This is a genomic window from Brevibacterium metallidurans (assembly GCF_037101285.1).
Classification (GTDB): domain Bacteria; phylum Actinomycetota; class Actinomycetes; order Actinomycetales; family Brevibacteriaceae; genus Brevibacterium; species Brevibacterium metallidurans.
Genome location: NZ_BAAAAF010000001.1, coordinates 470,169 through 495,030 on the forward strand (window position 1 = coordinate 470,169; position 24,862 = coordinate 495,030).

22 protein-coding genes are annotated in these 24,862 nt (G+C 68.9%); 17 read left to right on the top strand and 5 right to left on the bottom strand.

The features are described 5' to 3' along the window. Window positions 1-174 precede the first annotated feature (174 nt). The 9 genes from AACX88_RS02055 to AACX88_RS02095 all read left to right on the top strand — a co-directional run bounded on the left by AACX88_RS02055 (window position 175) and on the right by AACX88_RS02095 (window position 9,511). Complete coding sequence (locus AACX88_RS02055) at window positions 175-801, top strand: sigma-70 family RNA polymerase sigma factor (RefSeq protein ID WP_339391434.1); 627 nt, start codon at window positions 175-177, stop codon at window positions 799-801. Further along, on the top strand, window positions 798-1,664 hold the full coding sequence (locus AACX88_RS02060; protein WP_339391435.1) for an anti-sigma factor domain-containing protein: 867 nt from the start codon (window positions 798-800) through the stop codon (window positions 1,662-1,664). Before AACX88_RS02055 ends, AACX88_RS02060 begins: the two co-directional genes overlap by 4 nt. Before the next feature lie 125 nt (window positions 1,665-1,789). Then, on the top strand, window positions 1,790-3,079 hold the full coding sequence (locus AACX88_RS02065) for a histidine kinase (RefSeq protein WP_339391436.1): 1,290 nt from the start codon (window positions 1,790-1,792) through the stop codon (window positions 3,077-3,079). A 2-nt stretch (window positions 3,080-3,081) separates the two neighbouring features. Beyond that, window positions 3,082-3,747 carry a response regulator gene (locus tag AACX88_RS02070; protein WP_339391437.1) on the top strand — a complete coding sequence of 222 codons (666 nt, stop codon included), beginning with the start codon at window positions 3,082-3,084 and terminating at the stop codon, window positions 3,745-3,747. Between the two features lie 353 nt (window positions 3,748-4,100). After that, entirely contained in the window at window positions 4,101-4,718 is a 618-nt protein-coding gene (locus AACX88_RS02075) for a TetR-like C-terminal domain-containing protein (RefSeq protein ID WP_422614402.1), read from the top strand. Between the two features lie 34 nt (window positions 4,719-4,752). Then, on the top strand, window positions 4,753-5,640 hold the full coding sequence (locus AACX88_RS02080; RefSeq protein WP_339391438.1) for an ABC transporter ATP-binding protein: 888 nt from the start codon (window positions 4,753-4,755) through the stop codon (window positions 5,638-5,640). Then, window positions 5,637-6,770, top strand: a complete 1,134-nt coding sequence (locus AACX88_RS02085) for an ABC transporter permease (RefSeq protein ID WP_339391439.1) — start codon at window positions 5,637-5,639, stop codon at window positions 6,768-6,770. Before AACX88_RS02080 ends, AACX88_RS02085 begins: the two co-directional genes overlap by 4 nt. A 110-nt stretch (window positions 6,771-6,880) precedes the next feature. Then, the gene (phoA, locus tag AACX88_RS02090) at window positions 6,881-8,662 is read left to right on the top strand and encodes an alkaline phosphatase (protein WP_339391440.1); all 1,782 of its coding nucleotides are present in this window, start codon (window positions 6,881-6,883) and stop codon (window positions 8,660-8,662) included. A gap of 273 nt (window positions 8,663-8,935) precedes the next feature. After that, on the top strand, window positions 8,936-9,511 hold the full coding sequence (locus AACX88_RS02095; protein WP_339391441.1) for a GNAT family N-acetyltransferase: 576 nt from the start codon (window positions 8,936-8,938) through the stop codon (window positions 9,509-9,511). Between the two features lie 48 nt (window positions 9,512-9,559). Here the strand turns inward: AACX88_RS02095 and AACX88_RS02100 are convergent, their stop codons facing one another. The 3 genes from AACX88_RS02100 to AACX88_RS02110 are packed head-to-tail and all read right to left on the bottom strand — an operon-like array spanning window position 9,560 to window position 11,818. After that, window positions 9,560-10,294, bottom strand: coding sequence for an ABC transporter permease (locus AACX88_RS02100; RefSeq protein WP_339391442.1), 735 nt, complete (start codon window positions 10,292-10,294; stop codon window positions 9,560-9,562). Further along, window positions 10,291-11,139 (bottom strand): ABC transporter ATP-binding protein, encoded by an 849-nt coding sequence (locus tag AACX88_RS02105; protein WP_339391443.1) that lies wholly within the window; start codon window positions 11,137-11,139, stop codon window positions 10,291-10,293. Before AACX88_RS02105 ends, AACX88_RS02100 begins: the two co-directional genes overlap by 4 nt. Before the next feature lie 55 nt (window positions 11,140-11,194). Further along, window positions 11,195-11,818 (bottom strand): TetR/AcrR family transcriptional regulator, encoded by a 624-nt coding sequence (locus tag AACX88_RS02110; RefSeq protein ID WP_339391444.1) that lies wholly within the window; start codon window positions 11,816-11,818, stop codon window positions 11,195-11,197. 180 nt (window positions 11,819-11,998) lie between these two features. Here AACX88_RS02110 and AACX88_RS02115 point away from each other — a divergent pair, with 180 nt between their 5' ends. The 4 genes from AACX88_RS02115 to AACX88_RS02130 all read left to right on the top strand — a co-directional run bounded on the left by AACX88_RS02115 (window position 11,999) and on the right by AACX88_RS02130 (window position 16,006). Further along, window positions 11,999-13,264, top strand: a complete 1,266-nt coding sequence (locus AACX88_RS02115) for a pyridoxal phosphate-dependent aminotransferase (RefSeq protein ID WP_339391445.1) — start codon at window positions 11,999-12,001, stop codon at window positions 13,262-13,264. 45 nt (window positions 13,265-13,309) lie between these two features. Further along, window positions 13,310-14,188: a GH25 family lysozyme gene (locus AACX88_RS02120; RefSeq protein ID WP_339391446.1), complete on the top strand. Its 879-nt coding sequence runs from the start codon at window positions 13,310-13,312 to the stop codon at window positions 14,186-14,188. A gap of 347 nt (window positions 14,189-14,535) precedes the next feature. After that, on the top strand, window positions 14,536-15,435 hold the full coding sequence (locus tag AACX88_RS02125) for a sulfite exporter TauE/SafE family protein (RefSeq protein ID WP_339391447.1): 900 nt from the start codon (window positions 14,536-14,538) through the stop codon (window positions 15,433-15,435). Between the two features lie 112 nt (window positions 15,436-15,547). Continuing rightward, a complete protein-coding gene (locus AACX88_RS02130) occupies window positions 15,548-16,006 on the top strand; it encodes an RrF2 family transcriptional regulator (RefSeq protein WP_339391448.1) in 459 nt (152 codons plus the stop codon). Between the two features lie 71 nt (window positions 16,007-16,077). On the opposite strand, the gene AACX88_RS02135 is transcribed toward AACX88_RS02130, so the two are convergent. Then, window positions 16,078-17,073, bottom strand: a complete 996-nt coding sequence (locus AACX88_RS02135; protein ID WP_339391449.1) for a LysR family transcriptional regulator — start codon at window positions 17,071-17,073, stop codon at window positions 16,078-16,080. A gap of 90 nt (window positions 17,074-17,163) precedes the next feature. Between AACX88_RS02135 and AACX88_RS02140 the strand changes: the two genes are divergently transcribed. After that, the gene (locus AACX88_RS02140; protein ID WP_339391450.1) at window positions 17,164-18,717 is read left to right on the top strand and encodes an aminotransferase class I/II-fold pyridoxal phosphate-dependent enzyme; all 1,554 of its coding nucleotides are present in this window, start codon (window positions 17,164-17,166) and stop codon (window positions 18,715-18,717) included. Window positions 18,718-19,119: 402 nt separating this feature from the next. Next, entirely contained in the window at window positions 19,120-20,628 is a 1,509-nt protein-coding gene (locus tag AACX88_RS02145; protein ID WP_339391451.1) for an MFS transporter, read from the top strand. Between the two features lie 80 nt (window positions 20,629-20,708). On the opposite strand, the gene AACX88_RS02150 is transcribed toward AACX88_RS02145, so the two are convergent. After that, window positions 20,709-21,446: a GntR family transcriptional regulator gene (locus AACX88_RS02150; RefSeq protein WP_339391452.1), complete on the bottom strand. Its 738-nt coding sequence runs from the start codon at window positions 21,444-21,446 to the stop codon at window positions 20,709-20,711. A 223-nt stretch (window positions 21,447-21,669) separates the two neighbouring features. Between AACX88_RS02150 and AACX88_RS02155 the strand changes: the two genes are divergently transcribed. Both AACX88_RS02155 and AACX88_RS02160 read left to right on the top strand, forming a co-directional pair. Then, entirely contained in the window at window positions 21,670-23,751 is a 2,082-nt protein-coding gene (locus AACX88_RS02155) for an oxidoreductase (protein WP_339391453.1), read from the top strand. Window positions 23,752-23,779: 28 nt separating this feature from the next. Further along, window positions 23,780-24,856, top strand: a complete 1,077-nt coding sequence (locus AACX88_RS02160) for a proline racemase family protein (protein ID WP_339391454.1) — start codon at window positions 23,780-23,782, stop codon at window positions 24,854-24,856. The last annotated feature ends 6 nt before the right edge of the window (window positions 24,857-24,862 follow it).

Below are 24,862 nucleotides of genomic sequence, written 5' to 3' on the forward strand. Positions count from 1 at the left end.
CAGTCCGGTCCCCGGCGGCGCTCACGGGTCTCGCTCCCCCACCGAGGCTCCACGACCCACCCCCACATCAGGTCGGCCTGACGCCCACGTCACTCAGGGCCTTCCCCTCACCCCGCAGTCGCCGCTACCGGTATGTCGTCCAACCGCCTCGGCGGGAGATGACATGATGGGAACATGACTTCCCATGACCACGGGGCCGAAGGGGACTCCCCGCCCGGCAGCAGCGATCAGGCCGGCACCCGGACGGAGACCGCGTCGGACCCCTGCGGCCGGCTGCTCGTGCAGATCGCCGCCGGCGATCGCGACGCGTTCGAGGAGCTCTTCGTCTCCCAATCCCCCATCCTCATGGCGGTCATCATGCGCATCGTCGTCAGTCGCTCCCTCGCCGAGGAAGTGCTCCAGGAGTGCTTCGCCGAGGCGTGGGCGCGCTCGGGCAGCTTCGATCCCTCACGGGGAACCGGCCGAGCCTGGCTGGTGACCATGTGCCGCCGACGGGCCATCGACTGCGTACGCAGCGTCCAGGCCTCCCGAGACCGGGATGTGGCCGACGGACTGCGGTCGGCCGCGGAGGTCGGCGAGGAGGTCGAACAGACGGTCATCGATCACGCCGAGTCCGATCGCACCGTCTCAGCACTCAAGCTCCTGCCTGCCGATCAGGCTCAGCCGATCGTCATGGCGTTCTATCAGGGCATGACCCACGCTCAGATCTCGGAGAGACTCGGAGTCCCGTTGGGCACGATCAAATCGAGGATCAGAGACGGCATGAGGAAACTGCGGAAAGAGTTGGAGGCGAGCCGATGAGCGCAGATCGCGACTACCTGGCCGCCGGACTGGCCCTGGGCGGGCTCAGCGACGACGAACTCGCCGAGGCGCGCGCCCTGACCGAGACCGATCCCGAGTTCCGTGCCGAGGTCGAAGCCTACGCTGACACCGTGGCCCTCATGGCGCTCTCCGACGAGCCCCAGACCGTGAGCGCGGAGACGCGGCAGGCGATCCTCGCCGTGCCCGATGCCGTCGCGCGGGAGGATCCTCCCGCCGAGGCGGCCCCCCGAAACAGCGAACCGACGACGGCAGCGCCGATCGGGTCGACATCCTCGGCAGCGGGGTCCGGGTCAGCGTCCGCGGCACCGTCGGCGACGGAGTCCGAATCGGCCGCATCAGCAGAGCCGATCGACCTCGCGCAGCGGCGCCGACGGCGGATGCGCACGTGGCTTCCATGGGCGGCGGCCGCGGCCGCGGTCATCCTCGTCGTCACCGGGTTCTCGGTCAACGCGTGGCAGATGCAGCGCAAACAGGACGCGGTGGCCGAGCGGCTCGAGCACACGCAGCGGACCCTCGACGACGCGACCCGTCTGCTCAGCGCGCCCGACCTCAAGGCCTCGACGACTGTGCTCGCCACGGGTGGGACGGTCACCGTCGTCTCCTCGGAGGCCGAGCAGGCCATCCGCGTGAGCACCGCCGACGTCGCCGATCCGCAGGACAAGTCCCTGCAGATGTGGGTCATCGGCGCCGATGGGGCCAAGAGCGCCGGTCTCCTCGTCGGCAGCCTCGCCTACGTCGATGACAGCACCTTCGGCGCGGGCAGCCAGTTCGGCATCACCGTCGAACCCTCCGGCGGTTCCGAGCAGCCGACGACCGAACCGATCCTCGCCGTCGACCTCTAGGGTTTCCGGCGGGCCCGTCCACGCTGCCCCGTGCCGCACGGCTCCGCCCTGCGGCGGAGCCGACGGACCCGCACTCCGCACAGCGGTGGATGCCCTGCGTTCACCTCGGTGCCTAAGCTGGAGGAATGGCAGAGCAGATCACCGCCGAGGAGAGGCGGCCCCGGGCACGCGACTGGTACCTCGTGGTCGCCCTCGGCGCCGGGTCGGCGATCTTCGCCGCGCTCTACGATGCGACGGGGTACTGGCCCTTCAAGGTCCCGCTGTGGGTCTCGTGCCTGGCCTCGTTCGTCGTCGCCGTGCCTCTGGTCTGGCGCCGGCGCTTCCCGAGCTGGGTGGCGTGGGTGGTGTCGACGATCTTCGTCGGCGCGCAGTTCCTCGGGGCGATGGAGCCGGGAGTCTCACAGATCGCCGTCTTCCTCGCCGTCTACTCCGTCGGGGCGTGGCAGAGCGACCGGCGGCGGGCCGTCCTCTCCCGACTGCTGCTGTGCATCGCGATCTTCGTCTCCCTCATCGCAGCTGCCGCCGTCCAATGGTCGAATCTCGGTCAGCTCACGGTGCTCCAGTACGCAGCGTGGTCGAGCATCTCCTTCCTCATCAACATCGTCTTCTTCGGCGGAGCCTGGGTCTTCGGCAATCGCGCATGGAGCCAGCGTCGGCTCATGACCGAACTCCGCGAGGCCAACGAGGAGGTCAGTCGGCAGAGCCGGCAGCTGGCCGACCAGGCGATCGACCTCGAACGGGTGCGCATCGCCCGCGAACTCCACGACGGCGTCGCCCACCACATCGCCGGGGTCGGCATCCACGCTGCCGCCGCCAGGCGCAGTCTGGAGAAGAACCCGGAGAAGGCACGCGAGTCGCTGAGCATCATCGAGTCCTCGACCAGGGAGACCGTCGACGAACTCCGGACCCTCGTCTACACCCTGCGGGACACGGAAGGGCAGACCGCCTCGGCGAATCGGACGAGCGGCAATCCGGGTTCCGGCAACCCGGGCTTGGGCGATCTGCCCGAACTCATCGCCGATGCCCGCCGCGCCGGGCAGACCATCGACGTCGAGACGCTCGGGACTCCGCGCCCGCTCACCCCGATCATGGAGCTCTCCGTCTTCCGGGTCATCCAGGAGTCCCTGACGAACTGCCGCCGGTATGCGGGTGCCGACGCCGAGGTGTCGGTGCGGCTGCGCTACGGCGTGAGCGACCTCGAGGTCGAGGTCAGCGACTCCGCGGCGGGCCCGACCGCGCACCAGTCGGTGGGCACGGGGCTCGGCATCGTCGGCATGCGCGAGCGCATCGGCGCCCTCGGCGGGACCCTCGAGGCGGGTCCGAAGTCCCGCGGCGGCTGGCTCGTGCGCGCCCGCCTGCCGTATGCCCGCAGCAGCGCTCCCGCGTCCCCGACCCCCGATTCCGCGAAGGCCTGAGCATGATCCGTGTCCTCCTCGTCGACGACCAGTCCCTCGTCCGTGCCGGCTTCCGCACGATCCTCGAGACCGAGGACGGCATCACCGTCGTCGGCGAGGCCGAGAACGGGCAGGTCGCCATCGACCGCGCCCTCGAGCTCCGCCCCGACGTCATCTGCATGGACGTGCAGATGCCCGTCATGGACGGCCTCGTCGCGACCGCGGAGATCGTCCGTCGCGGCCTCGGCAGCGCCGTCCTCATGCTCACGACCTTCGACCGCGACGACTTCCTCTTCGACGCCCTTGCTGCGGGCGCCGGGGGCTTCCTCCTCAAGACCGCCGAGGCGGAGCAGCTCATCGACGCCGTCACCGCCCTCGCGCACGGCGACGGTCTGCTCTCCCCCGAGGTGACCCGTCGCGTCATCGAACGCTCCGTGAGCACCCCGGCGGCCACGGCGACGCCGGCACCCGAGCTCGACCTGCTCACCGACCGCGAACGCGAGGTCCTCCAACAGCTCGCCACGGGACTGACGAACGCGGAGATCGCAGGCCGGCTCTACCTCGGTGAGGCGACGGTGAAGACGCACGTGTCGAACGTCCTCGGCAAGCTCGGCATCAGGGACCGCACGCATGCGGTGATCTGGGCGTATGAGAACGGGGTCGTCAGGGTCGGCGGGAACCCGGGGTAGGGCTCCGCACGGATTGCCGAGCGCCAGTCCGCGCGAAGAGCCGACCGAACCGGTGCGGAGGTCCGGGGCTGTCGGCGTCGCTCGCGGCACCGACAGCCCCTGATGACGAGGATGGGAGCGACAGGTCGTCTCCGGGGAACTGCGTCATCGGGTACTCCTCAGAGGGGATGCAAGGGAGTCGGACTCCACTTACATTCCGTAGCGTAACGCAATGTAGACTGCTGTTCAACGGCTCCCTCGACGATGCGAACATGTGCCGCACTCGGGACGGGCACCCCACCTGACGAAGGACGATCGACATCACCACCCATCGACTCTCCGGTCGACCGCGAGACGATTCGATCGACACCGCGATCCTCGACGCGACCGCGCAGATCGTCATCGACGACGGCTACGGCGCCGCGACGATCGCCGCGATCACAACGGCCGCCGGCACGAGCAAACCGGCCTTCTACCGCCGGTTCAGCGGTGTCGCCGAACTCGTCCCGGCTCTCGTCGAGCGCCGCCACAGCCTTCCCGTCCCCGGTGACACCGGTTCGCTGGCAGGGGACCTCCGTGCCTTCCAAACCGAGCAGGCGAAGATCTTCAACGACCCGTTCGTCCGGGCCGCGATGCCCGGCTGGCTCGCGCACATGCAGGAGAGCCCGGAGGATTCGGGCCCGTTCGTCGACGGGTTCCTGCCGCAGCGGATGGCGGTCCTCAACGAGATCGTCGCCCGGGCGGAGGCGCGGGGAGAGGCCGTGCGGACCGCACTCGACATGGATGCGCTCATGGAGGCCTGCGTCGGGCCGTTCCTCATGCGCTCGCTCATCCCCCAGTCGCCACCGATCCGGCGGGGCGAGATCGAGCGCACCGTCGATCTCGCCTGCCTTCTCATCGAGCAGGCGCGGCAGGCCGCAGGCGACGCGCCTGTGGTCACGCAGCCCGCGTCTCCCCCGGACAGCGGAGGCCGAATTCGCCCTCACGGCTGAGCCGCCCGGGGCGTCCTCCGCCTAGCGTGGAGGCATGATCAGTCTCGAGGGAATCTCCCGCAGCTTCGGCGACCGCCAGGTCCTTGACGACCTCAGCTTCGACATCGGGGCCGGCCGGATGACCGGCTTCGTCGGATCGAACGGTTCGGGCAAGACGACGACGATGCGCATCCTCCTGGGCGTCCTCGCCGCGGACTCCGGCCGGATCACCATCGACGGGACCGAGATCACCGCGGCCGACCGCAGCGCGATCGGCTACATGCCCGAGGAGCGCGGGCTCTATCCGAAGATGCCGATCATCGACCAGCTCGTCTACCTCGCCCGCTTCCACGGGCTGAGCCGGCATTCGGCGAAGCGCCGGGGTCTCGAACTCCTCGACCGACTCGACCTCAAGGGGAAGCCGAGCGACACCCTCGAATCGGTCAGCCTCGGCAACCAGCAGAAGGTGCAGATCGCGGCCGCCCTCATCCACCGACCCCGCGCGCTCGTCCTCGACGAACCGTTCTCCGGTCTCGACCCCGCCGCCGTCGAACGCACCCTCGAGGTCCTCACCGCCTTCGCCGACACCGGTGCTCCCGTCCTCTTCTCGAGCCATCAGCTCGACCTCGTCGAACGCCTCGTCGACGACCTCGTCATCATCGGCGACGGCCGGCTCATCGCCGCCGGCACCGCTGAGGAGCTGCGCCGCTCCCGCAGCCTGCCCGAATGGACGCTCGAGACCGATGCCGACCTCGCGTGGGTCCGCACGATCCCCGACATCACGGTCACCGAGTTCGACGGCCGTTGGGTGCGCTTCTCCGCCCCTGACGACACTGCCGCCGAGGCGGTCCTCCGCCGCGCGATCGACGTATCGTCGGTCCGGTCCTTCGCCCCGCATTCCGTGCCCCTCAACCGTCTCTTCCAGGAGGTCACGCAGGCATGAGCACCCATCAGCCCACCCCGGCCACCCATCTGTCCACGCCGGTCGAGACGACTCGGGCCGGTTTCACCACGGCGATCGGACTCGTCATCGAACGTGAGGTCATGGTGCGGCTGAAGTCGAAGTCGTTCATGATCTCCACCCTCCTCTCGATCGTCCTCTTCGGCGCCTTCGTCGCCGTCTCAGGGACGCTGCCCTCACTCTTCGCCTCCACGGACAGAGTGGCGGTCACCTCGGCGGAATCCCTATCGGGAATCGAGAACGTCGAACCGGTCGTCGTCGCGAGCGTCGAGGAGGCGAAGCGGCTCGTGAGCTCCGAAGACGTCGCCGCGGCCGTCGTCGAGGACCCCGGGTCGCCGACCGGGTCGACGGTCATCGCGCTGCGGCCGGCACCGGAGTCGCTGACGACCGCACTCAGCCGCACCCCGAACGTCGAACTCCTCGATCCCGATGCCCCGGACCCGACGCTCACGCGGTTCATCGGTCTGGGTCTCGGGCTGATCTTCCTCTCCTCGGCGATGACCTTCGGGATGACGATCGCCTCCTCGGTCGTCGAGGAGAAGCAGTCGCGGATCGTCGAGATCCTGCTCGCGTCGACCTCGGCGAGGGTGCTCATGTTCGGCAAGGTCATCGCCTGCTCCCTGCTCGCGTTCGCGCAGATCGCGCTCACCGCGGTCTCGGTGCTCGTCGGGGCGGCGATCAGCGGCAACGATCTCGTGCTCGGACGGCTGGCGGAGCCGATCGCGTGGTTCATCCCGCTCTTCGTCGTCGGCTTCGTCATGATCGCCGCCCTCTACGCGGCGGCGGCCTCGATGGTCTCGCGTGCGGAGGATCTCGGGTCGACGAGTTCGCCGATCATGATGCTCATCCTCATGCCCTACATGGGCGTCGTCCTCTTCGCCGACAACGAGGCGGTCATGGCGGTGCTCAGCTACGTTCCGTTCTCTGCGGCCGTGGCCGTGCCGATGCGGGTGTTCACGGGCACAACGCAGTGGTGGGAGCCGCTCGTCTCCCTTGCGATCCTCGTCCTCACGACCCTCCTCGCCCTGCTGCTGGCCACCCGGATCTTCCAGCGCTCGATCCTCCGCTCGGGTCCGAAGGTCTCGTGGAAACAGGCGCTCTCGCGGTCGTGACTGGGTTGTTCACGTTCCCTTCATTCCGGATCAACACAGTCTGCGAATTGCCTGAGTAGGTTGAAGAGGCAGTTTCGCGCACTCGCGCACCACGATCCGGAAGGACATCCATGGCCAGGACAACTCTGCGCGTCGCCGCTGCGGCAGGCGCCCTCACTCTCGCACTCTTCGGAGTCGCGGCCCCCGCCTCGGCGGCGGGAATCGACGAACCCGGCGGCGCCCGCCAGCTCGACGGCGACATGACCGACTCGATCCGCAAATCCATCGAGGATGCGGGAGCGAAGAACGTCATCCTCCTCATCGGCGACGGCATGGGCGACTCGGAGATCACCGTGGCCCGCAACTACGCCGAGGGCGCCAACGGCCGCTTCTCCGGCATCGACGAACTGCCCCTGACCGGCAGCTACACGACGTACTCGGTCGACAAGGAGACGGGCAAGCCCGACTACGTCACCGATTCGGCGGCGAGCGCCACCGGTTGGGCCTCGGGGACGAAGACCTACAACGGGGCGCTCGGCATCGACCGCAAGGGCAACCCGCAGAAGACGCTCATCGAACTCGCCCGCGCGAACGGGCTGAAGACCGGCAACGTCTCGACCTCGGAGATCCAGGACGCGACCCCGGCCGCGCAGGCCTCCCACATCAGCGACCGCGGCTGCTACGGACCGGAGGAGACGAGCAAGGAATGCTCCACCGCGGCGCTGGAGAACGGCGGCCTCGGTTCGATCAGCGAGCAGATCCTCAACACGCGTGCCGATGTCACCCTCGGCGGCGGTGCGGCCTCGTTCGAACAGACCGCGAAGGCCGGCGACTGGCAGGGCAAGACGCTGCGCCAGCAGGCGACCGACCGCGGCTACCAGCTGGTCAGCGACGCGAAGTCCCTCGAGGCCGTGACCGAGGCCAACCAAGACAAGCCGGTCCTCGGCCTCTTCTCCGACGGCAACTTCCCCGTCCGCTGGCAGGGACCGCTGGCCACCCGCACCGGCGGGGCCGAACCGGCTGCGAAGTGCGAGCCCAACCCGGAGCGCACGTCTTCGGTGCCGTCCCTCGAAACGCTGACGAACAAGGCCGTCGACCTCCTCGACAACGACAAGGGCTTCTTCCTCCAGGTCGAGGGCGCGAGCATCGACAAGCAGAACCATGCCGCGAACCCGTGCGGTCAGATCGGTGAGACCGTCGACCTCAACGAGGCCGTCACCGCGGCCCTCGACTTCGCGAAGAAGGACGGCGAGACCCTCGTCATCACCACCGCCGACCACGCCCACTCGAGCCAGATCGTCTCGACCGGGTCGACGACCCCGGGCCTCACCCGCACCCTGACCACGGCTGACGGCAGCCCGATGACCGTCGCCTACGGCACCGCCGAGGCCGGCAAGTCGCAGAGCCACACCGGCTCCCAGCTGCGCATCGCCGCCTACGGACCGGGAGCGGCCAACGTCGTGGGACTGACCGACCAGACCGACACGAACTACACGATCGCCGACGGCCTCGGCCTCGACCGCAATGCCGAAGTCCCCGGTGACCCGGGTGACGATGCGAACGGTTCCGACGACTCGAAGGGCGCGTCCGACTCCAACGGCAGTGCCGATGGCGGTGGCAGCTCCGACGGCGGCCAGGACTCGAACGGCGGCGGCGATTCGACCGGTGGTGCCGACGGCTCCGAGGCCGATGCCGGTGGTGCCGGCGGGTCGAACGGCGGCAGCGCGGACGGCGGCGAGGGCAACACCGGTTCCGGTGGTGACAAGGGCCCGGGCATCGCCCGCGGCGGCGGAGGGTTCCTGCCCCGCACCGGTGTCGAGATCGGCGCGGCGATCTTCTTCGGCGTCGCTGCGATCATCGGCGGCACCGCACTCGTGCGCCTCGCCCAGCGTCGCAAGCTCATCAACATCTGAGCGCAGTCGCCGAGGCTCCCTCTGACCTCCTCCCGGAAGGCGACCAGTCCTGGTGAGGGGCATCCACAGCGGTGAGTCGGCGTCGGCTCGGTCCGAACGGACCGGGGCGGCGTCGCCTCACCGCTGTCGTGCATCGTCAGTGTCCGCCCGGCGGCGAGGCCCGTGCATCGACACAAGCAGCACCCTCGCCCCACCACCGTCCCGAGTCGCAGTCACTCCGACAGGCACCCCCATTCCTTGACCGGGCAGTCCCTGCGTGGTTCGGTGGACTCTATGACTGAGCCTGCGCTCACCCTCACCACCGACCGCCTGCGGCTGCGCACGTACCAGCCCTCCGACGCCGAGGCGCTGCTGCCCATCTACTCCCGCGACGACGTTTCGCGGTTCCTCCTCGGTGATCCCTGGACCGCCGAGGTGGCCCGCACCGAGATCGGCAAACGAATCTCTAAGACGGGGCTGAGCGGTGAGACGAAGGCGCTCGCGCTCGTCATCGAGACCGATGACGACAACGACGCGATCGCCGGGTCGCGGGTCATCGGCGACATCGCGATCTGGCTCGACGGCACAGATCCGACGAAGGCCGAGATCGGCTGGGTGCTCGACCCCGCAGCGGGCGGCCACGGCTTCGCTTCGGAGGCCGCGATCGCCGTGCTCAACATGGCTTTCGACGACTGCGAGCTGCGGCGGGTCGTCGCGCAGATGGACGCCCGGAACACCGCCTCGGCGAGGCTGGCGGAGCGGATCGGGATGAAGCGGGAGGCGCATCTGCGTCAGGACTGGTGGTCGAAGCGCGAATGGACGGACACCCTCGTGTTCGGGATGCTCGCGAGCGACCGCAGAACCGTCTGACGCAGAACCGTCTGACACGGCACCGCCTGACGCAGGCCTGCCTGACCCTTACGGCGTCCGCCGGCGCAGGGTGAGCGAGCCGAGGACGATCGCACCGACGATCCAGCACCCGATGATGAGCATGCGCCACCAGACCCAGGCCGCATCCTCGGCGCCGGTGGCCACTGCGGTGAGCGCATCGATCGCATGGGACAGGGGCAGCCAGTCGCCGATCGTCTCGAGCACCTCGGGCAGCTGATCGCGGGGCAGGAAGATCCCGCCGAGGAGGATCTGCGGGAAGACGAAGACCGGCATGAACTGGACGACCTGGAATTCGGTGCGGGCGAAGGCGCTCGCGAGCAGCCCGAGTGCCGTGCCGAGGAGCGCGTCGGCGATCGCGACGGCAAAGAGGAGTCCGACGGAGCCCTCGACGTCCAACCCGCACACCCAGATCGCATAGGTGCCCGCGATCGCCGTCTGGACGACCGCGAGCAGCCCGAAGGCGAGGGTGTAGCCGAGGATGAAGTCGCCTTTGCCCAGGGGCATCGACAGGAGGCGTTCGAGGGTGCCGCTGCGACGTTCGCGCAGGGTCGCGATGCTCGTGACGAGGAACATGACGATGAAGGGGAAGAGCGCGAGCATCGCGGGACCGATCGACGCGAAGACCTCGGTCTTGTCGAAGATCCACGCGACGAGGCCGATGAGCAGGCTCGGCACGACGAGGAGGAGGACGATCGTGCGCGGATCGTGCCCGATCTGGGCGAGCACGCGTCCAGTCGTCGCGAGGGTGCGCTTCGGGCTCATGGCCGGCTCCCGGGCCGTTCGCGCCGATCGCTGCGCCTGTCGGGTCCGTCGTTTCGTCGGTCGTCGTGGCGACCGAGGTGAGGTCGCGTCGTACCCGGCTCTGTGCGCTCGCCGAGGAGGCGGTGGGCCCTGTCCTCGTCGCGTTCGATGATCCGCAGGAACGCGTCCTCGGCGGTCGCGGCGCCGGTGCTGCGCAGGAGTTCTCGCGGAGTCGTGTCGGCGATGACGCGGCCTTCGCGCATGAGCAGGAGTCGGTCGCAGCGGGTGGCTTCGTCCATGACGTGGCTCGAGACGAGGATCGACGCCCCCTCGTCGACGAGTCCGCGGAAGATGCCCCAGAGGTCAGCGCGCAGCACGGGGTCGAGGCCGACGGTGGGCTCGTCGAGGACGAGGAGCTCGGGCTCCCCGAGCATCGCGGCCGCCAGCGACACGCGGTTCGCCTGACCGCCCGAGAGCGTACGGGCCATCTGCCGAGCCTGCCCGGTCAGACCGGTGCGCTCGATGACGCGAGCCGCGTCGGCGGCGGGCGCTCCGACGATGCGGGCGAAATAGCGGAGGTTCTGTTCGACCGTGAGGTCCTCATAGATGCTCGCCTGCTGGGTCATGTAGCCCACCCGGTGGCGCAGGCTCCTGGACCCGGCGGGGCGGCCGAGGACGGTGACGGTTCCCCCGCGGGTGATCTGCATGCCGACGATCGCGCGCATGAGCGTCGTCTTCCCGCTGCCGCTCGGGCCGAGCAGGCCGATGATCTCCCCCGCGGGCAGGTCGAGGTCGAGGCGATCGAGGACCGTCGTCCGACCGCGGCGGACGGTGAGTCCGCGCATCTCGACCACATTATTCACCATACGATGAATTAGACGCCTGTTCGCGGTGCGCGTCAAGGGGCGGAGTCGGCGTCCTTCAGGCGGTGCGGCCCTCGAGGTGGCTCTGCACGGACACGCTGACCCGGGCGATCACCTCGGCGATCGGTTCGGACGCCAGCGGTTCGACGGCGATGACGTGCCGGACGATCAGGGTCCCGGCCATCTGGGAGATCACGAGGGAAGCGCGCAGGTTCGCCTCGGCGGGATCGATCCCCTCAGTCTCGAGCCTGCCGGCGATCGCGGAGCCGAGCTCACGGACGATGAACTCGCGCATCAGTCCCCCGGCCCCCGATCCGCCGATCGCGGACCTGAGCAGAGTGATCCCGATCGGCCGGACCTTCGGGTCCTCCCAGGCCGTGAGGACCGTGGTGACGATCGATTCGCCGAGGCGGTCGAGCGGAGCGTCGAGTGCGCGCCGCACCATCCGGTCGGGACGGACAGGGAGCCTGACCGCCTCGGTGAAGAGGGCGGCCTTCGAGTCGAAGTAGTGGTGGACGAGCGAGGGGTCGACGCCGGCCCGGCGGGCGATCCCCCGCATCGACGCCGCATCGTAGCCGCGTTCGGCGAACTCGCTGGACGCTGCCTTCGCGATCGCCTCACGGGCGTCACCGCGCGAGGACTTCGGCGGACGTCCGCGACGGCGGGGTGCTGGATCGGACACGGAACTCAGCTTAGTCGCCGTCGGACGGTCGCCTCGGCAGGATGCGGGAGAGGCGGCAAAGGTCTGCACATCGGTCCGCTTCGGGTGCCAAAGGTGTTCGAAACGCGCCTCTGATCGGTCAGGACCATCCGCGCAGGGGCCCTAGCGTGGGAAGGGCAGCGTTTTCAAGGAAAGGCACCCATGTTCAGGCAGTCGTCGAAGCTGGCCAACGTCCTCTACGACATCCGAGGACCCGTCCTCGAAGAGGCGGAGGCGATGGAGGCAGCGGGGCACACGATCCTCAAGCTCAACATCGGCAATCCGGCCCCCTTCGGCTTCGCAGCCCCCGAGACGATCGTCCAGGACATGGTCGGACATCTGCCCGAGGCGCAGGGCTACTCCGATTCGCGCGGGATCCTCTCCGGCCGTCGCGCCGTCGTCCAGCACTACGAGTCGAAGGGCATCACGAACCTCGATGCGAGGGAGGTCTTCCTCGGCAACGGGGTGAGCGAGCTCATCACGCTCTCCCTCCAGGCGCTGTGCAATCCCGGCGACGAGATCCTCGTGCCCAGTCCCGACTATCCGCTGTGGACCGCCTCGGTGGCGCTGTCCGGCGGCACGCCGAAGCACTATGCCTGCGATGACGAGAACGGCTGGCTGCCCGACCTCGAGGACCTCGAGGCGAAGATCACCGAGCGCACACGCGGGTTCGTCGTCATCAACCCGAACAACCCCACCGGCGCCGTCTACCCGCGGCAGACCCTGGCGGCGATCGTCGACATCGCCCGGCGTCACAACCTCATCGTCTTCGCCGACGAGATCTACGAGAAGATCACGTACAACGGCGTCGAGATGATCAACATGGCGACCCTCACCGGCGACGACGTCCTCTGCCTGACGTTCTCCGGACTCTCGAAGGCCTACCGGATCGCCGGTTACCGGGCAGGCTGGCTCGCGATCACCGGACCCCTCGCCGAGGCGAAGAGCTACATCGAGGGCATCACGCTGCTGGCGAACATGCGCATGTGCGCGAACGTGCCCGCTCAGCACGCGATCCAGGCAGCCCTCGGCGGACATCAGTCGATCGAGGATCTCGTCCTGCCGACCGGCCGCCTCGGCGAGCAGATGGAGGTCGCCCACGCCGGGCTCAACGCGATCGACGGAGTGAGCGCGCAGCGCGCCGACGGGGCGCTCTACCTCTTCGCGAAGCTCGACGTCGAGAAGTTCGGGATCACCGACGACGAGCAGTTCGCCCTCGACCTCCTGCGCGAGCAGAAGATCCTCATCTCCCACGGCACGGCGTTCAACTGGTCCCGGCCCGACCACTTCCGGCTCGTCACCCTGCCGTCGGTCGACGTCCTCGAGCAGTCGATCGAGCGCCTCGGCGAGTTCCTCTCCGGGTACCGCCAGGTCGCGCCGACGACGTGCGAGCTGCCGATCGTCCGGGAGGTCGAGGGCGCGGCGTGAGCGCCCGCGTCGGGTCGGGCGATGTGGTGCCGATAACCTGGGGTGATGAGCGGGAGCGGATCGAGCAGCGGCAGCGGTAAGGGACGTACCCGCAGGTCATCCCGACAACAGCCGGGGTCGCGGTCGGCGGGGTCGCGGTCGTCGGGTGCAGGCTCCTCGTCTCGGCGTCCGTCGACCCTACGTGCTTCGTCCTCGCGTCCGTCGACCCGGCGCGCTTCCTCCCGGCGGTCGCGCCGACCGCTCGTCATCACAGCACTCGTCCTCGTCTCGGTCCTCGCCTTCGCTGCGGCGTGGTGGTTCGTCTGGGTGCCCAACGGCCGTCCCGCCCTCGGGCCCGGCGAGGTCATCGCGATCGACGTCTCCAACCATCAGGGCGCCATCGACTGGTCGGCCGTCGCCGGCGACGAGGTCGAGGCGGCGATGATCAAAGCGACCGAAGGCAACGACTATGTCGACCCGCGCTTCGCCGAGAACTGGGCGGGCGCAGGCGAAGCGGGTCTGCGGCGCGGGGCCTACCACTTCTTCACCCTCTGCTCGCCGGGCGCCGAACAGGCGAAGAACTTCCTCGCCGCAGCGCCTCCCGACCCCGAGGCCCTCGCCCCGGCGATCGACCTCGAACTCATCGGGGCCTGCGCGAAGCGCCCACCGCAGGCGCAGGTCGACGCCGAACTGGCCGATTTCCGCCGCATCGTCGAAGAGGCGTGGGGCCGCCCCCTGCTCGTCTACGCCCGCGGATCCTTCACCTCCGAATACTCGATCGGCGCACTGGCCGAACGCCCGCAGTGGGTGACGAACTTCTTCGCCCGACCCGAGAACGACACCTGGACGATGTGGCAGGTGCACTATTTCGCGAAGATCGACGGCATCGAGGGTCAGGTCGACCTCGACGTGCTCCGCCTCGGCGGAATTCCGGACCCGAAGTAATCACGAGCTCACCGCAGGGTGGCTGCCTCAGTGCGGCGCATCCCGTGCCGCGGGCCCCGCGCCTCGCCCGACGCCACCCCGCTGCAGTCGCCACCCCACTACAGTTGAGCAATCTATGCCCACTCGTCGACGATTCCGCGGAACCCTGGAGGCGACTTTCGCCACGATTCCATCCGCAAGTGGGCGCACACCGATCCGCGCACCCGCCATTGGTCCCAGAATCACAGCCATCGGCCACCAGAGCGCGTCACAGAAGTTCATAGTGTAGTAATTCACTCAACTTAATGGCTATTGTGTGGGAGTACCGCAGAACTGCTCAACAATCTCCCTCATGGAAGGCGGCCACTATGCGACAGCTCATCGTCCTAGGCATCGTCGGGCTCATCGCCCAGCTCATCGACGGCTCGCTCGGCATGGCGTACGGCGTGACGTCGACGACCCTGCTGCTCGCCACCGGCATCGCCCCGGCGACCGCCTCGGCGGCGGTGCACTTCTCCGAGATCGGCACCTCGCTGGTCTCCGGCATCTCCCACCACAGGTTCGGCAACGTCGACTGGCGCACGGTCCTCATCCTCGCCGTCCCCGGCTTCATCGGCGCGTTCGCCGGGGCCACGTTCCTCGCCGGACTCAACGGGGATGCGGCCACCCCGTGGATCTCCGGGATCCTGCTGGCCCTCGGCGTCTACGTCGTGTGGCGCTTCCTCGCCCTCGGCGGCGCCCGACCGACCTTCAAGGGACGCCCCGGCAAGGGTCTGCTCGTGCCCATCGGCCTCGTCGGCGGCGCCCTCGACGCGATCGGCGGAGGCGGCTGGGGTCCCGTGGGCACGACGACGCTGCTCTCCTCCGGACGCCTCGAACCGCGCAAGGTCGTCGGCTCGATCGACACGAGCGAGTTCGTCGTCGCCGTCGGCGGATCCCTCGGCTTCCTCTTCGCCCTCGGCTCGCAGGGCATCGAATGGTCGATCGCCGGGGCGCTGCTCGTCGGCGGCATCATCGCCGCCCCCTTCGCCGCCTGGCTGGTCAAGATCCTGCCCGCGAAGGTCCTCGCGATCGCGGCCGGCGGCATCATCATCCTCACCAACGCCCGCACGATCGCCCTCTCCCTCGGCGCGACACCCCCGGTCGTGACGACGATCCTCATCGCGCTGGCGCTGGCGTGGGTCTCGCTCCTCGTCCACGTCATCCGCCTCGAGCGGAAGACCCGCCGTGAGGAGGCGCAGGCCGAGCCGGTCCCCGCCGACGCCTGAGCGGCGCCCTCCCGACACCTGCCCGCGGCACCGCGGACCGACCTTCCCGGCACCGCGGACCGACCCGCCGTCTCGGCGCTCTCGGTCCGCGGTGCCGCTGTACGATGACGGCATGCGGGTCACCACGAAGTCCGACTACGCCCTGCGCGCCCTCATCGAGATCGCCGGCGCGGGCGAGAGCGACCCCATCAGCGCCGACGAGCTCGGACGCCGGCAGGACATCCCCAAGGGCTTCCTCCAGGCCATCCTCGCCGATCTGCGCCGCACCGGCATCCTCGTGTCCGTGCGCGGGAAGTCCGGCGGATGGAGGTTCGCCCGACCCGCCGCCGAGGTGAGCGCCGCCGACGTCATCCGCGCCGTCGACGGCCCCCTCGTCTCGATCTACGGCCAACGGCCCGAAGCCGTCGAGTACGACGACGCCGCCGAGGCGCTCCAGCAGGTGTGGGTGGCCGCGCGCTACGCCCTGCGCGACGTGCTCGAGAAGGTGACGATCGCCGACCTCGCCGCGAAGCGGCTGCCGAAGGAGATCGCCGAGAAGGCCGCGATCGAGGACGCCTGGCAGCCGCACTGACCATCCGGACGCACCGGCCCGCGACCGGCGATCACCGCACCCGCCTCGGCGTTCCCTCTCAGCACCGCTTGTCACCGCCAGACGGCGGTGACCGTGCGGACGTCGGCGATCACCTCGGTCAGTGCCGCGCCGTGGGCGGCGACGATCGGGTCGTGTCGGGCGGGTCCCCGGCTCGGGCCCTGGACCCGGGCCCGGGAGACGACGAGGACGTCCCGGCGGGCGGCGCTGAGCGGCAACGGCAGGATCTCGATCCCCTCGTCGGCGGGCAGCGAGGATTCGGGGATGACGGCGATCGCGAGGCCCGCGGCGATCATCCGATTGATCGCCGCGTAGTCGTCCATCCGCATCCCCACCCGCGGTTCGAAGCCAGCGGAGAGGCAGAACGCGCGGATCACCTCGTCGATCGCGTCGCCCGGATCGATGCTGAACGCCCATGTCTGGGGGACGAGTGCGGCGAAGTCGGGCATCCCGTCAGCCCCGATGGGGACGGGCCCGACCGAGGTGGGCACGCAGAGGAAGAGCTGTTCGGAGTAGAGGTGCTCGGCGGTCAGGGACGGCGGGATCCACACCTTGTCGACATCGGTCGAGACGAGCAGCGCTAAGTCGAGATCGCCGGCTTCGAGGCGGGCGACGAGCTTGGCGTGCTCGTCCATCGTCACATCGAGTGCGGCCCCGAGCCCCTGCGTCGACTCGTCGGTCTGCCACCGGGGCCGTTTCTGCAGTTCGTGGTGGAGCTTCGGGATGACGCGGGCACCGACCGTCGGCACCGCCCCGATCTTCACCGGCACCGCCTGCGTGTCCCGCCATAGGGCCACCTCGTCGCCGAGGCGGTCGCAGAGTCCGAGGATCTCGACGGCCCGGGTGACGACGAGGCTGCCGACGGTCGTCGGGTGCGATCCGCGCGGGGTCCGCTCGATGAGCGTGGCCCCGAGAGCGCGTTCGAGATTGCCCAGGTGATGGTTGACGGTCGGCTGGCTCCAGCCCAGTCGTGTCGCCGCCGAGGCGACCGAACCGGCGTCGGCGATCGCGCGCAGAGCCATGAGACCGCGAGTATCAAGGAATTCCATATTCCTCTCCCCGTCAGTTCAATACTGGATATAGAGTACAGGAGGAAAGTTGGTATTCTCCCGTCGACGTCCGTTCCCTACTCTGAAGGAATGACCGTGCACCAGGATTCCCCCATGCCCAGCTCACCCGACAACGAGGGCCGCAGGGCCGCACACGCACCCTATGCCGATGCGCTTGATCGGGTGGCGGCGCGCGACTCCCTCTTCCTCACCACTCCGGGTCACGGGCGCAACGGCGAGGGCATCGCCCACGGTCTGGCCGACTACTTCGGCGAGCGCATCCTCTCCCTCGACGTCCCCCCGCTCTTCGACGGCATCGACCTCGGCGTCGACACCCCGAAGGATGAGGCCCTCGAGCTCGCCGCCGAGGCGTGGGGTGCCCGCCGCACCTGGTTCCTCACCAACGGCTCCTCGCAGGGCAACCGGATGGCAGCACTCGCGGTCGGCACGCTCGGCACCGGCGTCGTCACCCAGCGCAGCGCGCACTCGAGCTTCATCGACGGCATCGTGCTCGCCGGCCTCAACCCCCGCTTCGTCTCCCCCAACGTCGACGAGGCCAACGGCATCGCCCACGGCGTCACCCCCGATGCGCTGCGCCACGCCATCCGCATGCACCCGGAGAAGGTCACCGCGGTCTACCTCGTCACCCCGAGCTACTTCGGTGCCGTGGCCGATGTCGCGGCGCTCGCCGAGGTGGCCCATGAGGCCGGTGCGATGCTCATCATCGACGCCGCCTGGGGCGCCCACTTCGGCTTCCACCCCGATCTCCCTGCCTCGCCCGTCACGCTCGGGGCCGACATGGTCATCATGAGCACGCACAAGCTCGCCGGTTCGTTCACGCAGTCGGCGCTGCTCCACCTCGGCGACACCGAGTTCGCCGACCGGCTCGAGCCGGCACTGGCCCGCGCCTTCATGATGACGTCCTCGACGAGTGAGAACGCCCCGCTCATGGCCTCGATCGACATCGCCCGGCGCGAGCTCGTCAACTCCCACGACGCGATCTCCGAATCACTGGAGAACATCCGGCATGCCCGCGCGCAGATCGAGGGCTCCGAGCACTACCGGCTGCTCTCCGGCGACTTCCTCAACTTCTCCGACGTCGTCGACATCGACCCGTTCCGCCTGCCCATCGACATCACCGCCACCGGCCTCGACGGGCACACGATCCGGGGCCGCCTCGCCGAGGAGTTCGCGATCTACGCGGAGATGGCGACGGCCACGACGCTCGTCGTCCTCATCGGCCTCGGCAAGTCCCCCGACATCTCCCGCCTTCTCGACGCCCTCGAGCAGATGCGCACCGAGAACGCGGCGACGCATGAGATCGCCGAGGACGAGTCGGCGTCGGCGATCCCGCCCCTGCCGACCGCCGGAGACCTCGTCATGCTTCCGCGCGAGGCGTTCTTCGCCGAGTCCGAGGTCGTTCCCGCCGCCGAGGCGGCCGGCCGCATCAGCGTGAGCTCGCTCGCCGCGTACCCGCCCGGGATCCCCAACGTCCTCCCCGGTGAGGCGATCACCGAGGAGACGGTCGACTTCCTCCAGGCCGTCGCCGCAAGCCCCTCGGGCCACGTCCGCGGCAGCGTCGACCCGGCACTCGAGTCCTTCCGCGTCGTGCGCGACCCCAAGGCCGCGGAGTCCTCGCTCTGACCTGACGGGCCGGACGACCACCTCGGCGGGGACCATCTCCCTCGCAGGGACTGATGCGACGCCGGGGACGACCGCCTCGGCGACGTCAGCCTTCTCACATCGACCGCGGTCGGGACCACCCTCCCGACCGCGGTTCTCAGGCTGCGTCCGGGTCCTCCCGGGCAGACTCCTCTCGGCCTTGTCGGGCAAGGCCTCCTGCACCTCGGCGGACAAGCTGTCCTGCGGTGGAATTTCCGTGCGAGAACACCCGTGAGCCCTCGCTGGAAACACCTCTCCTTGTGTAATCTGAGTCACACGAATTGTTGACATGAGTTGCACACAGCGCAAGGATGTTCTGCATTGTCTTTTCGCCGTCCGGCTTCTCCGCGGCGAATGCATTGCAGTCAACGTGAGGATTCTCAGATGACAACCGGCCCATCCGAACCGTCCAGGGAAGGCCGTAAGCCCTTCCGCATCAAGCGGAGGAAGAAGCGGTTGGAGGCAGACGACTGCATCGTCGTCGAACCGAAGTCCATCCGCACCGCGATCGGCGGCACCACCGTCGGCAACTTCATGGAATGGTTCGACTTCGGCGTCTACGGCTACCTCGCCGTGACGATGACGACCGTGTTCACCGAGGGCATGGACAAGCAGATGGGTCTGCTCGTCACGCTGCTCGGCTTCGCGGTCTCGTTCCTCGTCCGGCCGCTCGGCGGCATGGTGCTCGGTCCGCTCGGTGACAAGATCGGTCGCCAGAAGGTCCTCTTCTTCACGATGGCCACGATGGCCACCGCGACCGCGCTCATCGGCATGCTCCCCACGGCCGCCCAGGTCGGCCTGTGGGTGATCATCCCGCTCTACCTGCTCAAGATGATCCAGGGCTTCTCGACCGGCGGCGAGTACGCCGGTGCGACGACCTACGTCTCCGAGTTCGCCCCCGACAAGTCCCGCGGCTACTGGGCCTCGTGGCTCGACGTCGGCTCGTACCTCGGCTTCGCGGCAGGGGCGGGAACCGTGGCGATCACCTCGGTCGTCACCACGAGCCTGTGGGGCGAGAACGCCATGGTCGAGGGCGGGTGGAGGATCCCGTTCCTCGTCGCGATCCCGCTCGGCGTCGTTGCGATCTGGTTCCGGATGAAGATCCCCGAGACCCCCGGCTTCGAAGCCGCCCAGGACGAGGGTCTGGTGACGAAGAACAACGACGACCCGTACGCACGTCACGGGCTCATCGGGGTCATCCGCCACTTCTGGAAGGAGATCCTCATCGGCATCGCGATCGTCGCGGGTTCGCAGACGATCGGCTACGCGCTGACGAGCTTCATGCCGACCTACCTCGAGGAGACGGTCAAGGTCTCGAACATCCAGGCCGCCGTCGTGACGATCCCCGTGCTCGTCCTCATGTCAGCGAGTCTGCCGCTCATCGGACGCCTCTCGGACAGGCTGGGACGGAAGTTCGTCTTCGGTCTCGCGGCCGTGATGACGATCGTCCTCATCGTTCCCGCGTTCGCCGTCATGCAGATCGGTGAGATGTGGGCGGTGACCGTCGCACTGTTCATGGTCGCCCTGCCTGCGGCGTTCTACATCGCGTGTCTGGCCTCGACGCTGCCGGCGCTGTTCCCGACGGCCTCGCGCTACGGCGGCATGGGTCTGACGTTCAACCTCGGCGTGTCTCTGTTCGGCGGCACGACCCCGCTGTTCAGTCAGGCGCTCATCGACCTCACCGGCAACTCGTACATGCCGGCGTTCTACATCATGTTCTTCTCGGTCATCGCCCTCATCGCCGTGTGCTTCATGAAGGAGTCCGCGCACCGTCCGCTGCTCGGGTCGTTCCCGACGGTGAGCTCGCACGAGGAGGCCGTCGAACTCGAGAAGACGCAGGACGAGAACCCCGACATCGACCCGGAGACCATGCCGATCGGTGCGGGGAAGTAGCCGTCCGACCCTTCCCGCTGTCCCTTCCCACCGTCGCCCCTCGCCGCCCGCGGCGAGGGGCGACGGTCGTCTCAGGCAGCTCAGCCCTCGGTGCGTTTGAAGAAGTAGAGGTTGCGGGTGACGAGCTCGGCCACCTCGTCGCCTGCTCCGGCCTCGATGAGGTCGACGATGTCGATGAGCTCCTTCGCCGAGGCGACCGCGACGGTCTCGACGGGTGTCCCGGTGACCGCGGCGCCGCCTCCGATGCGGGACTGATCGCGCAGGCGCAGACTGATCTCCGCGGCCCGGGGTCCGAGGCCGAAGGCGAGCAGCGACTCGTGGAAGCGGCGATCGTGGGTGTAGAAGCCGACGATGTCGCCGGTCTCGGCTGCGGCCACCGTCGCCTCGGCGTGAGAGCGCAGCAGCCGGAGTCGCTCGCCGATGTCACCGTCGGCAGCTCTGGGCTCACTGTCGGTCCCTGGATCGCTGTCGGCGCCTGCACCCGCACTGGCCCCCTTCGCCTCGACCGCCTGTCGGCAGAGTTCGCGGACGGCGGGGACCGCGAGGAGGACGCGGATGCGGATGATCTCCTCGAGATCGGTCTCGGTGATCGGCACGAGGCGGAAGCCGCGGTTGGGAACGGCTTCGACGGTGCCCTCGGTGACGAGGGCCATCATCGCCTCGCGCACGGGGCTGAGCGAGATACCCAGCTGCTTCGCGAGTCCCGCGGCCGAGTAGATCCTCTCCTCGTCGAGCTCACCGGTGGCGATGGCGTCGCGGATGATCGAGAGGGCGTGCTCGCGCAACGACGGTGGGGCTGCGGGTCGTGCTCTGTCCAAAGCCACTCTCCTCAATCGTCGTCGGCTGAACGGTCACCGGCGAAACTATTGACAGCATAGCCGTGGGAATCGACCATGGAAGCATGGTAGTCGGTAATCGATTACCCAATCTCGAACACAGCACCGCCGAACACAGCACCGTCGAACGAACGACCACCGATCCCAGCACCACTGTTGCAACAGATGCCGCACTCACCACTCACGTTCCTGCGATGGAGGAGGAATGGACGATCCGCAGCTCCAGCCCGGCGACCCGCTGCTCCAGCCGTTCGACCTCGGCGGACTCTCCCTGAAGAACCGCATCGTCTCGACCTCGCACGAGCCGGCGTACACCGAGCTCGGCATGCCGAAGGACCGCTACCGGCTCTACCACCGGGAGAAGGCCCGCGGCGGGGTGGGACTGACGATGATCGGCGGTTCGGCGATCGTCTCGAAGGACTCCCCGGCTGCGTTCGGCAACATCGATCTCTCGACCGACGAGGTCACTCCCTGGCTCGCGGCCATCGCCGAGGACTGCCACGCCGAAGGCACCGCCGTGATGATCCAGGCGACTCACCTGGGCATGCGCTCGTCGAACTTCACCGGCGACTGGCTGCCGCTCGTCTCTCCCTCCCGTACCCGGGAGGCCGCTCACCGGTCGTTCACGAAGGCGCTCGAGGACTTCGACATGGATCGCATCGTCGCCGACTTCGCCGCCGCGGCGGCCAGGGTCGCCGAGGCGGGCTTCGACGGCATCGAGATCATGCACGCCGGTCACCTCCTCGATGCGTTCCTCGCCCCGTGGCTCAACGAACGCACAGACGAGTACTCCGGTGAGCTCGCCGACCTCACTCGCTTCCCGCTGCGGGTCATCGACGCGGTGAGGGCGGCGGTGCCGAGCGACTTCCTCGTCGGCATCCGCATGGCCGTCGATGAGCGCCGGAACGACGGCATGCGCGAGGACCGGGCCACCGACGTCCTCGAGACCTACACCGCCCACGGCATCGACTTCCTCAACGTCAACGTCGGCACGATCGGCTCCGACCGGGTCCTCGCCGAGGCGATTCCGGGCATGGGCACCCCGTCGGCACCGTGGCTCGAGACGTGCCGCCGCATTCGCAAAGCCATTGAGATCCCCGTCCTCCACGCCGCCCGCATCGCCGACGTGCCCACCGCCCGGTACGCGATCGAGGACGGCTGCCTCGACCTCGTCGGGATGACGCGGGCGCAGCTGGCCGACCCGCATCTCGTGCGCAAGATCGCCGAGCATCGGGAGGACGACATCCGCCCGTGCGTCGGCGCGAACATGTGCCTCGACAGCATCTACACCTCGGGGTCGGCGACGTGCATCCACAATCCCGCGACCGGTCGCGAGGCCGACCTCCCGCAGGAGATCCGCAGCGACGCGGCAACGCAGGCCACGCACCCAGCGGCGCAGTCCAAGCACGTCGTCATCGTCGGCGCCGGTCCAGCCGGTCTCGAAGCGGCTCGGGTCGCAGCGGTCCGCGGGCACCGGGTCACCCTCCTCGAAGCCGATTCCGCGCCCGGCGGTCAGGTGCGCATCGCCGCCCGCTCCGACCGGCGCCGGGATCTCATCGGCATCGTCGACTGGCGTGTCCAGCAGTGTGCGAAGCACGGCGTCGACCTGCGGCTCAATGCCTTCGCCGACGCCGAGGCGGTCCTCGCCTTCGATCCCGACGTCGTCATCGTCGCCACTGGAGGGATCCCCGACACCGGTGCGCCGTTGGGTCGGACCCAGGCGTTCGACGTCTGGGACGTCATGGACGACCACCTGCGCGGGAAGCGGCGCGTCCTCGTCTTCGACGATCATGGCGCCTACCCCGCTCTCGATGCGGTCGAGCGTCTCGCCCGGGCCGGTCAGGAGGTCATCTACGTCAGCCCGGAACGGACGATCGGGATCGACATCGGGTCGATGAACTCCCCTGCCTACCTGCGGGTCTTCTCCGAATTCGGGGTCGAGGTCCGCCTCGGCGAGCGTCTCATCACGGCGGATCCGGAGGGGACGAGCGTGCGGGCAGGACTGCGCAACGAGTACTCCGACAAGGAGACGCCCGTCGCCGCCGATGCCGTCGTCGTCGACCATGGGACCCTGCCGAACGACGAGGTCTACCTCGAGCTGCGGGAGCGTTCACGCAACCGCGGTGCGATCGATCTCGAGGCGTGGGTGCACGGCCGGCCGCAGCCGGAGATCTCCCTCGCCGAGGCGGACGCCCCCTTCGTCCTCTATCGGATCGGGGACGCGGTCGCCTCCCGGAATGTCCATGCCGCCGTGCTCGAGGGACTGCGCGTGGGCATGGCATTGTGATGGTCAGACCCTGTGCGAGGCGGATTCGATGACGTGCACGACGATCGACTATCACACGGCCGGTGAGCCGTTTCGGATCGTGGCCGATCCGCCGGTCGAGATTCCCGGAGACACGGTCGCCGAGCGGCGGGCCCAGGCGATCGGGGGCAGCGAGGTCGACGATCTGCGCAGGCTGCTGTGCTTCGAGCCGCGTGGACATGCCGCCATGTACGGCGGGTTCTTCACTCCGCCCGACGACGAAGGAGCGGACTTCGGGGTGCTCTTCTGGCACAAGGACGGGTTCTCGACCGCGTGCGGGCACGGGACGATCGCGCTCGGCGCGTGGGCGATCGAATCGGGGCGCGTCGCTCCGGATCCGTCGGGGGTGACCGAGGTCGTCATCGACGTGCCCTCGGGTCGGGTGCGCGCGGCGGTGCGCACCGACGAGGACGGGCTCGTCGAGTCGGTCGACTTCGTCAATGTGCCCAGTCGCCTCGTCGCGACGGGCGTCGCGGTGGACACCAGTCGGGGCCGGGTCGAGGTCGATCTCGCGTGGGGCGGGGCGCTCTATGCGTGCGCCGATGCGGATCGGCTCGGACTCGTCGTCGAACCCGGGGCTCTCGGTGATCTCATCGCCGTCGGCCGCGAGGTCAAGGCGGCTCTGTCCGGGCATCCGCTCACGGTGCATCCCACCGATGAGCGGCTCAGCGGCGTCTACGGCACGATCTTCGTCGATCGCCTCGGCCTCACCGACGAGGGTGAGCTCCACCAGCGCAATGTCACGATCTTCGCCGACGGTCAGGTCGATCGCTCGCCGTGCGGCTCGGGCACGGCAGCGCGCGTGGCGGCCCTGTGGGCGAGCGGAGAGCTCGCCGCCGACCAGGTCCTCGTCCACGACTCGATCGTCGACACGCGGTTCCGCGCCCGCGTGCAGAGCGTTGTCGGGGGCGCTGCCGGCGGGCTCAGCACTGTCGACGAGAGGACGGGAGCCGGAAGCGGCGGTCCCGGCGCCGGACACTGGGACAGCGTCGTCCCCGTCGTCACGGGAACCGCTCACAAGGTCGCCGAGTGCACGTTCTCCGTCGATGCCCGCGACGACCTCGTGCCCGGCTTCGTCCTCCGCTGACTGCTC

What these genes read in the sequence shown, in the direction of transcription:
- AACX88_RS02055 (WP_339391434.1), top strand. Translation starts at nt 175, where the DNA reads ATGACTTCCCATGACCACGGGGCCGAAGGGGACTCCCCGCCCGGCAGC.
- AACX88_RS02060 (WP_339391435.1), top strand. Translation starts at nt 798, where the DNA reads ATGAGCGCAGATCGCGACTACCTGGCCGCCGGACTGGCCCTGGGCGGG.
- AACX88_RS02065 (WP_339391436.1), top strand. Translation starts at nt 1,790, where the DNA reads ATGGCAGAGCAGATCACCGCCGAGGAGAGGCGGCCCCGGGCACGCGAC.
- AACX88_RS02070 (WP_339391437.1), top strand. Translation starts at nt 3,082, where the DNA reads ATGATCCGTGTCCTCCTCGTCGACGACCAGTCCCTCGTCCGTGCCGGC.
- AACX88_RS02080 (WP_339391438.1), top strand. Translation starts at nt 4,753, where the DNA reads ATGATCAGTCTCGAGGGAATCTCCCGCAGCTTCGGCGACCGCCAGGTC.
- AACX88_RS02085 (WP_339391439.1), top strand. Translation starts at nt 5,637, where the DNA reads ATGAGCACCCATCAGCCCACCCCGGCCACCCATCTGTCCACGCCGGTC.
- phoA (WP_339391440.1), top strand. Translation starts at nt 6,881, where the DNA reads ATGGCCAGGACAACTCTGCGCGTCGCCGCTGCGGCAGGCGCCCTCACT.
- AACX88_RS02095 (WP_339391441.1), top strand. Translation starts at nt 8,936, where the DNA reads ATGACTGAGCCTGCGCTCACCCTCACCACCGACCGCCTGCGGCTGCGC.
- AACX88_RS02100 (WP_339391442.1), bottom strand. Translation starts at nt 10,294, where the DNA reads ATGAGCCCGAAGCGCACCCTCGCGACGACTGGACGCGTGCTCGCCCAG.
- AACX88_RS02105 (WP_339391443.1), bottom strand. Translation starts at nt 11,139, where the DNA reads ATGGTGAATAATGTGGTCGAGATGCGCGGACTCACCGTCCGCCGCGGT.
- AACX88_RS02115 (WP_339391445.1), top strand. Translation starts at nt 11,999, where the DNA reads ATGTTCAGGCAGTCGTCGAAGCTGGCCAACGTCCTCTACGACATCCGA.
- AACX88_RS02120 (WP_339391446.1), top strand. Translation starts at nt 13,310, where the DNA reads ATGAGCGGGAGCGGATCGAGCAGCGGCAGCGGTAAGGGACGTACCCGC.
- AACX88_RS02125 (WP_339391447.1), top strand. Translation starts at nt 14,536, where the DNA reads ATGCGACAGCTCATCGTCCTAGGCATCGTCGGGCTCATCGCCCAGCTC.
- AACX88_RS02130 (WP_339391448.1), top strand. Translation starts at nt 15,548, where the DNA reads ATGCGGGTCACCACGAAGTCCGACTACGCCCTGCGCGCCCTCATCGAG.
- AACX88_RS02135 (WP_339391449.1), bottom strand. Translation starts at nt 17,073, where the DNA reads ATGGAATTCCTTGATACTCGCGGTCTCATGGCTCTGCGCGCGATCGCC.
- AACX88_RS02140 (WP_339391450.1), top strand. Translation starts at nt 17,164, where the DNA reads ATGACCGTGCACCAGGATTCCCCCATGCCCAGCTCACCCGACAACGAG.
- AACX88_RS02145 (WP_339391451.1), top strand. Translation starts at nt 19,120, where the DNA reads ATGACAACCGGCCCATCCGAACCGTCCAGGGAAGGCCGTAAGCCCTTC.
- AACX88_RS02155 (WP_339391453.1), top strand. Translation starts at nt 21,670, where the DNA reads ATGGACGATCCGCAGCTCCAGCCCGGCGACCCGCTGCTCCAGCCGTTC.
- AACX88_RS02160 (WP_339391454.1), top strand. Translation starts at nt 23,780, where the DNA reads ATGACGTGCACGACGATCGACTATCACACGGCCGGTGAGCCGTTTCGG.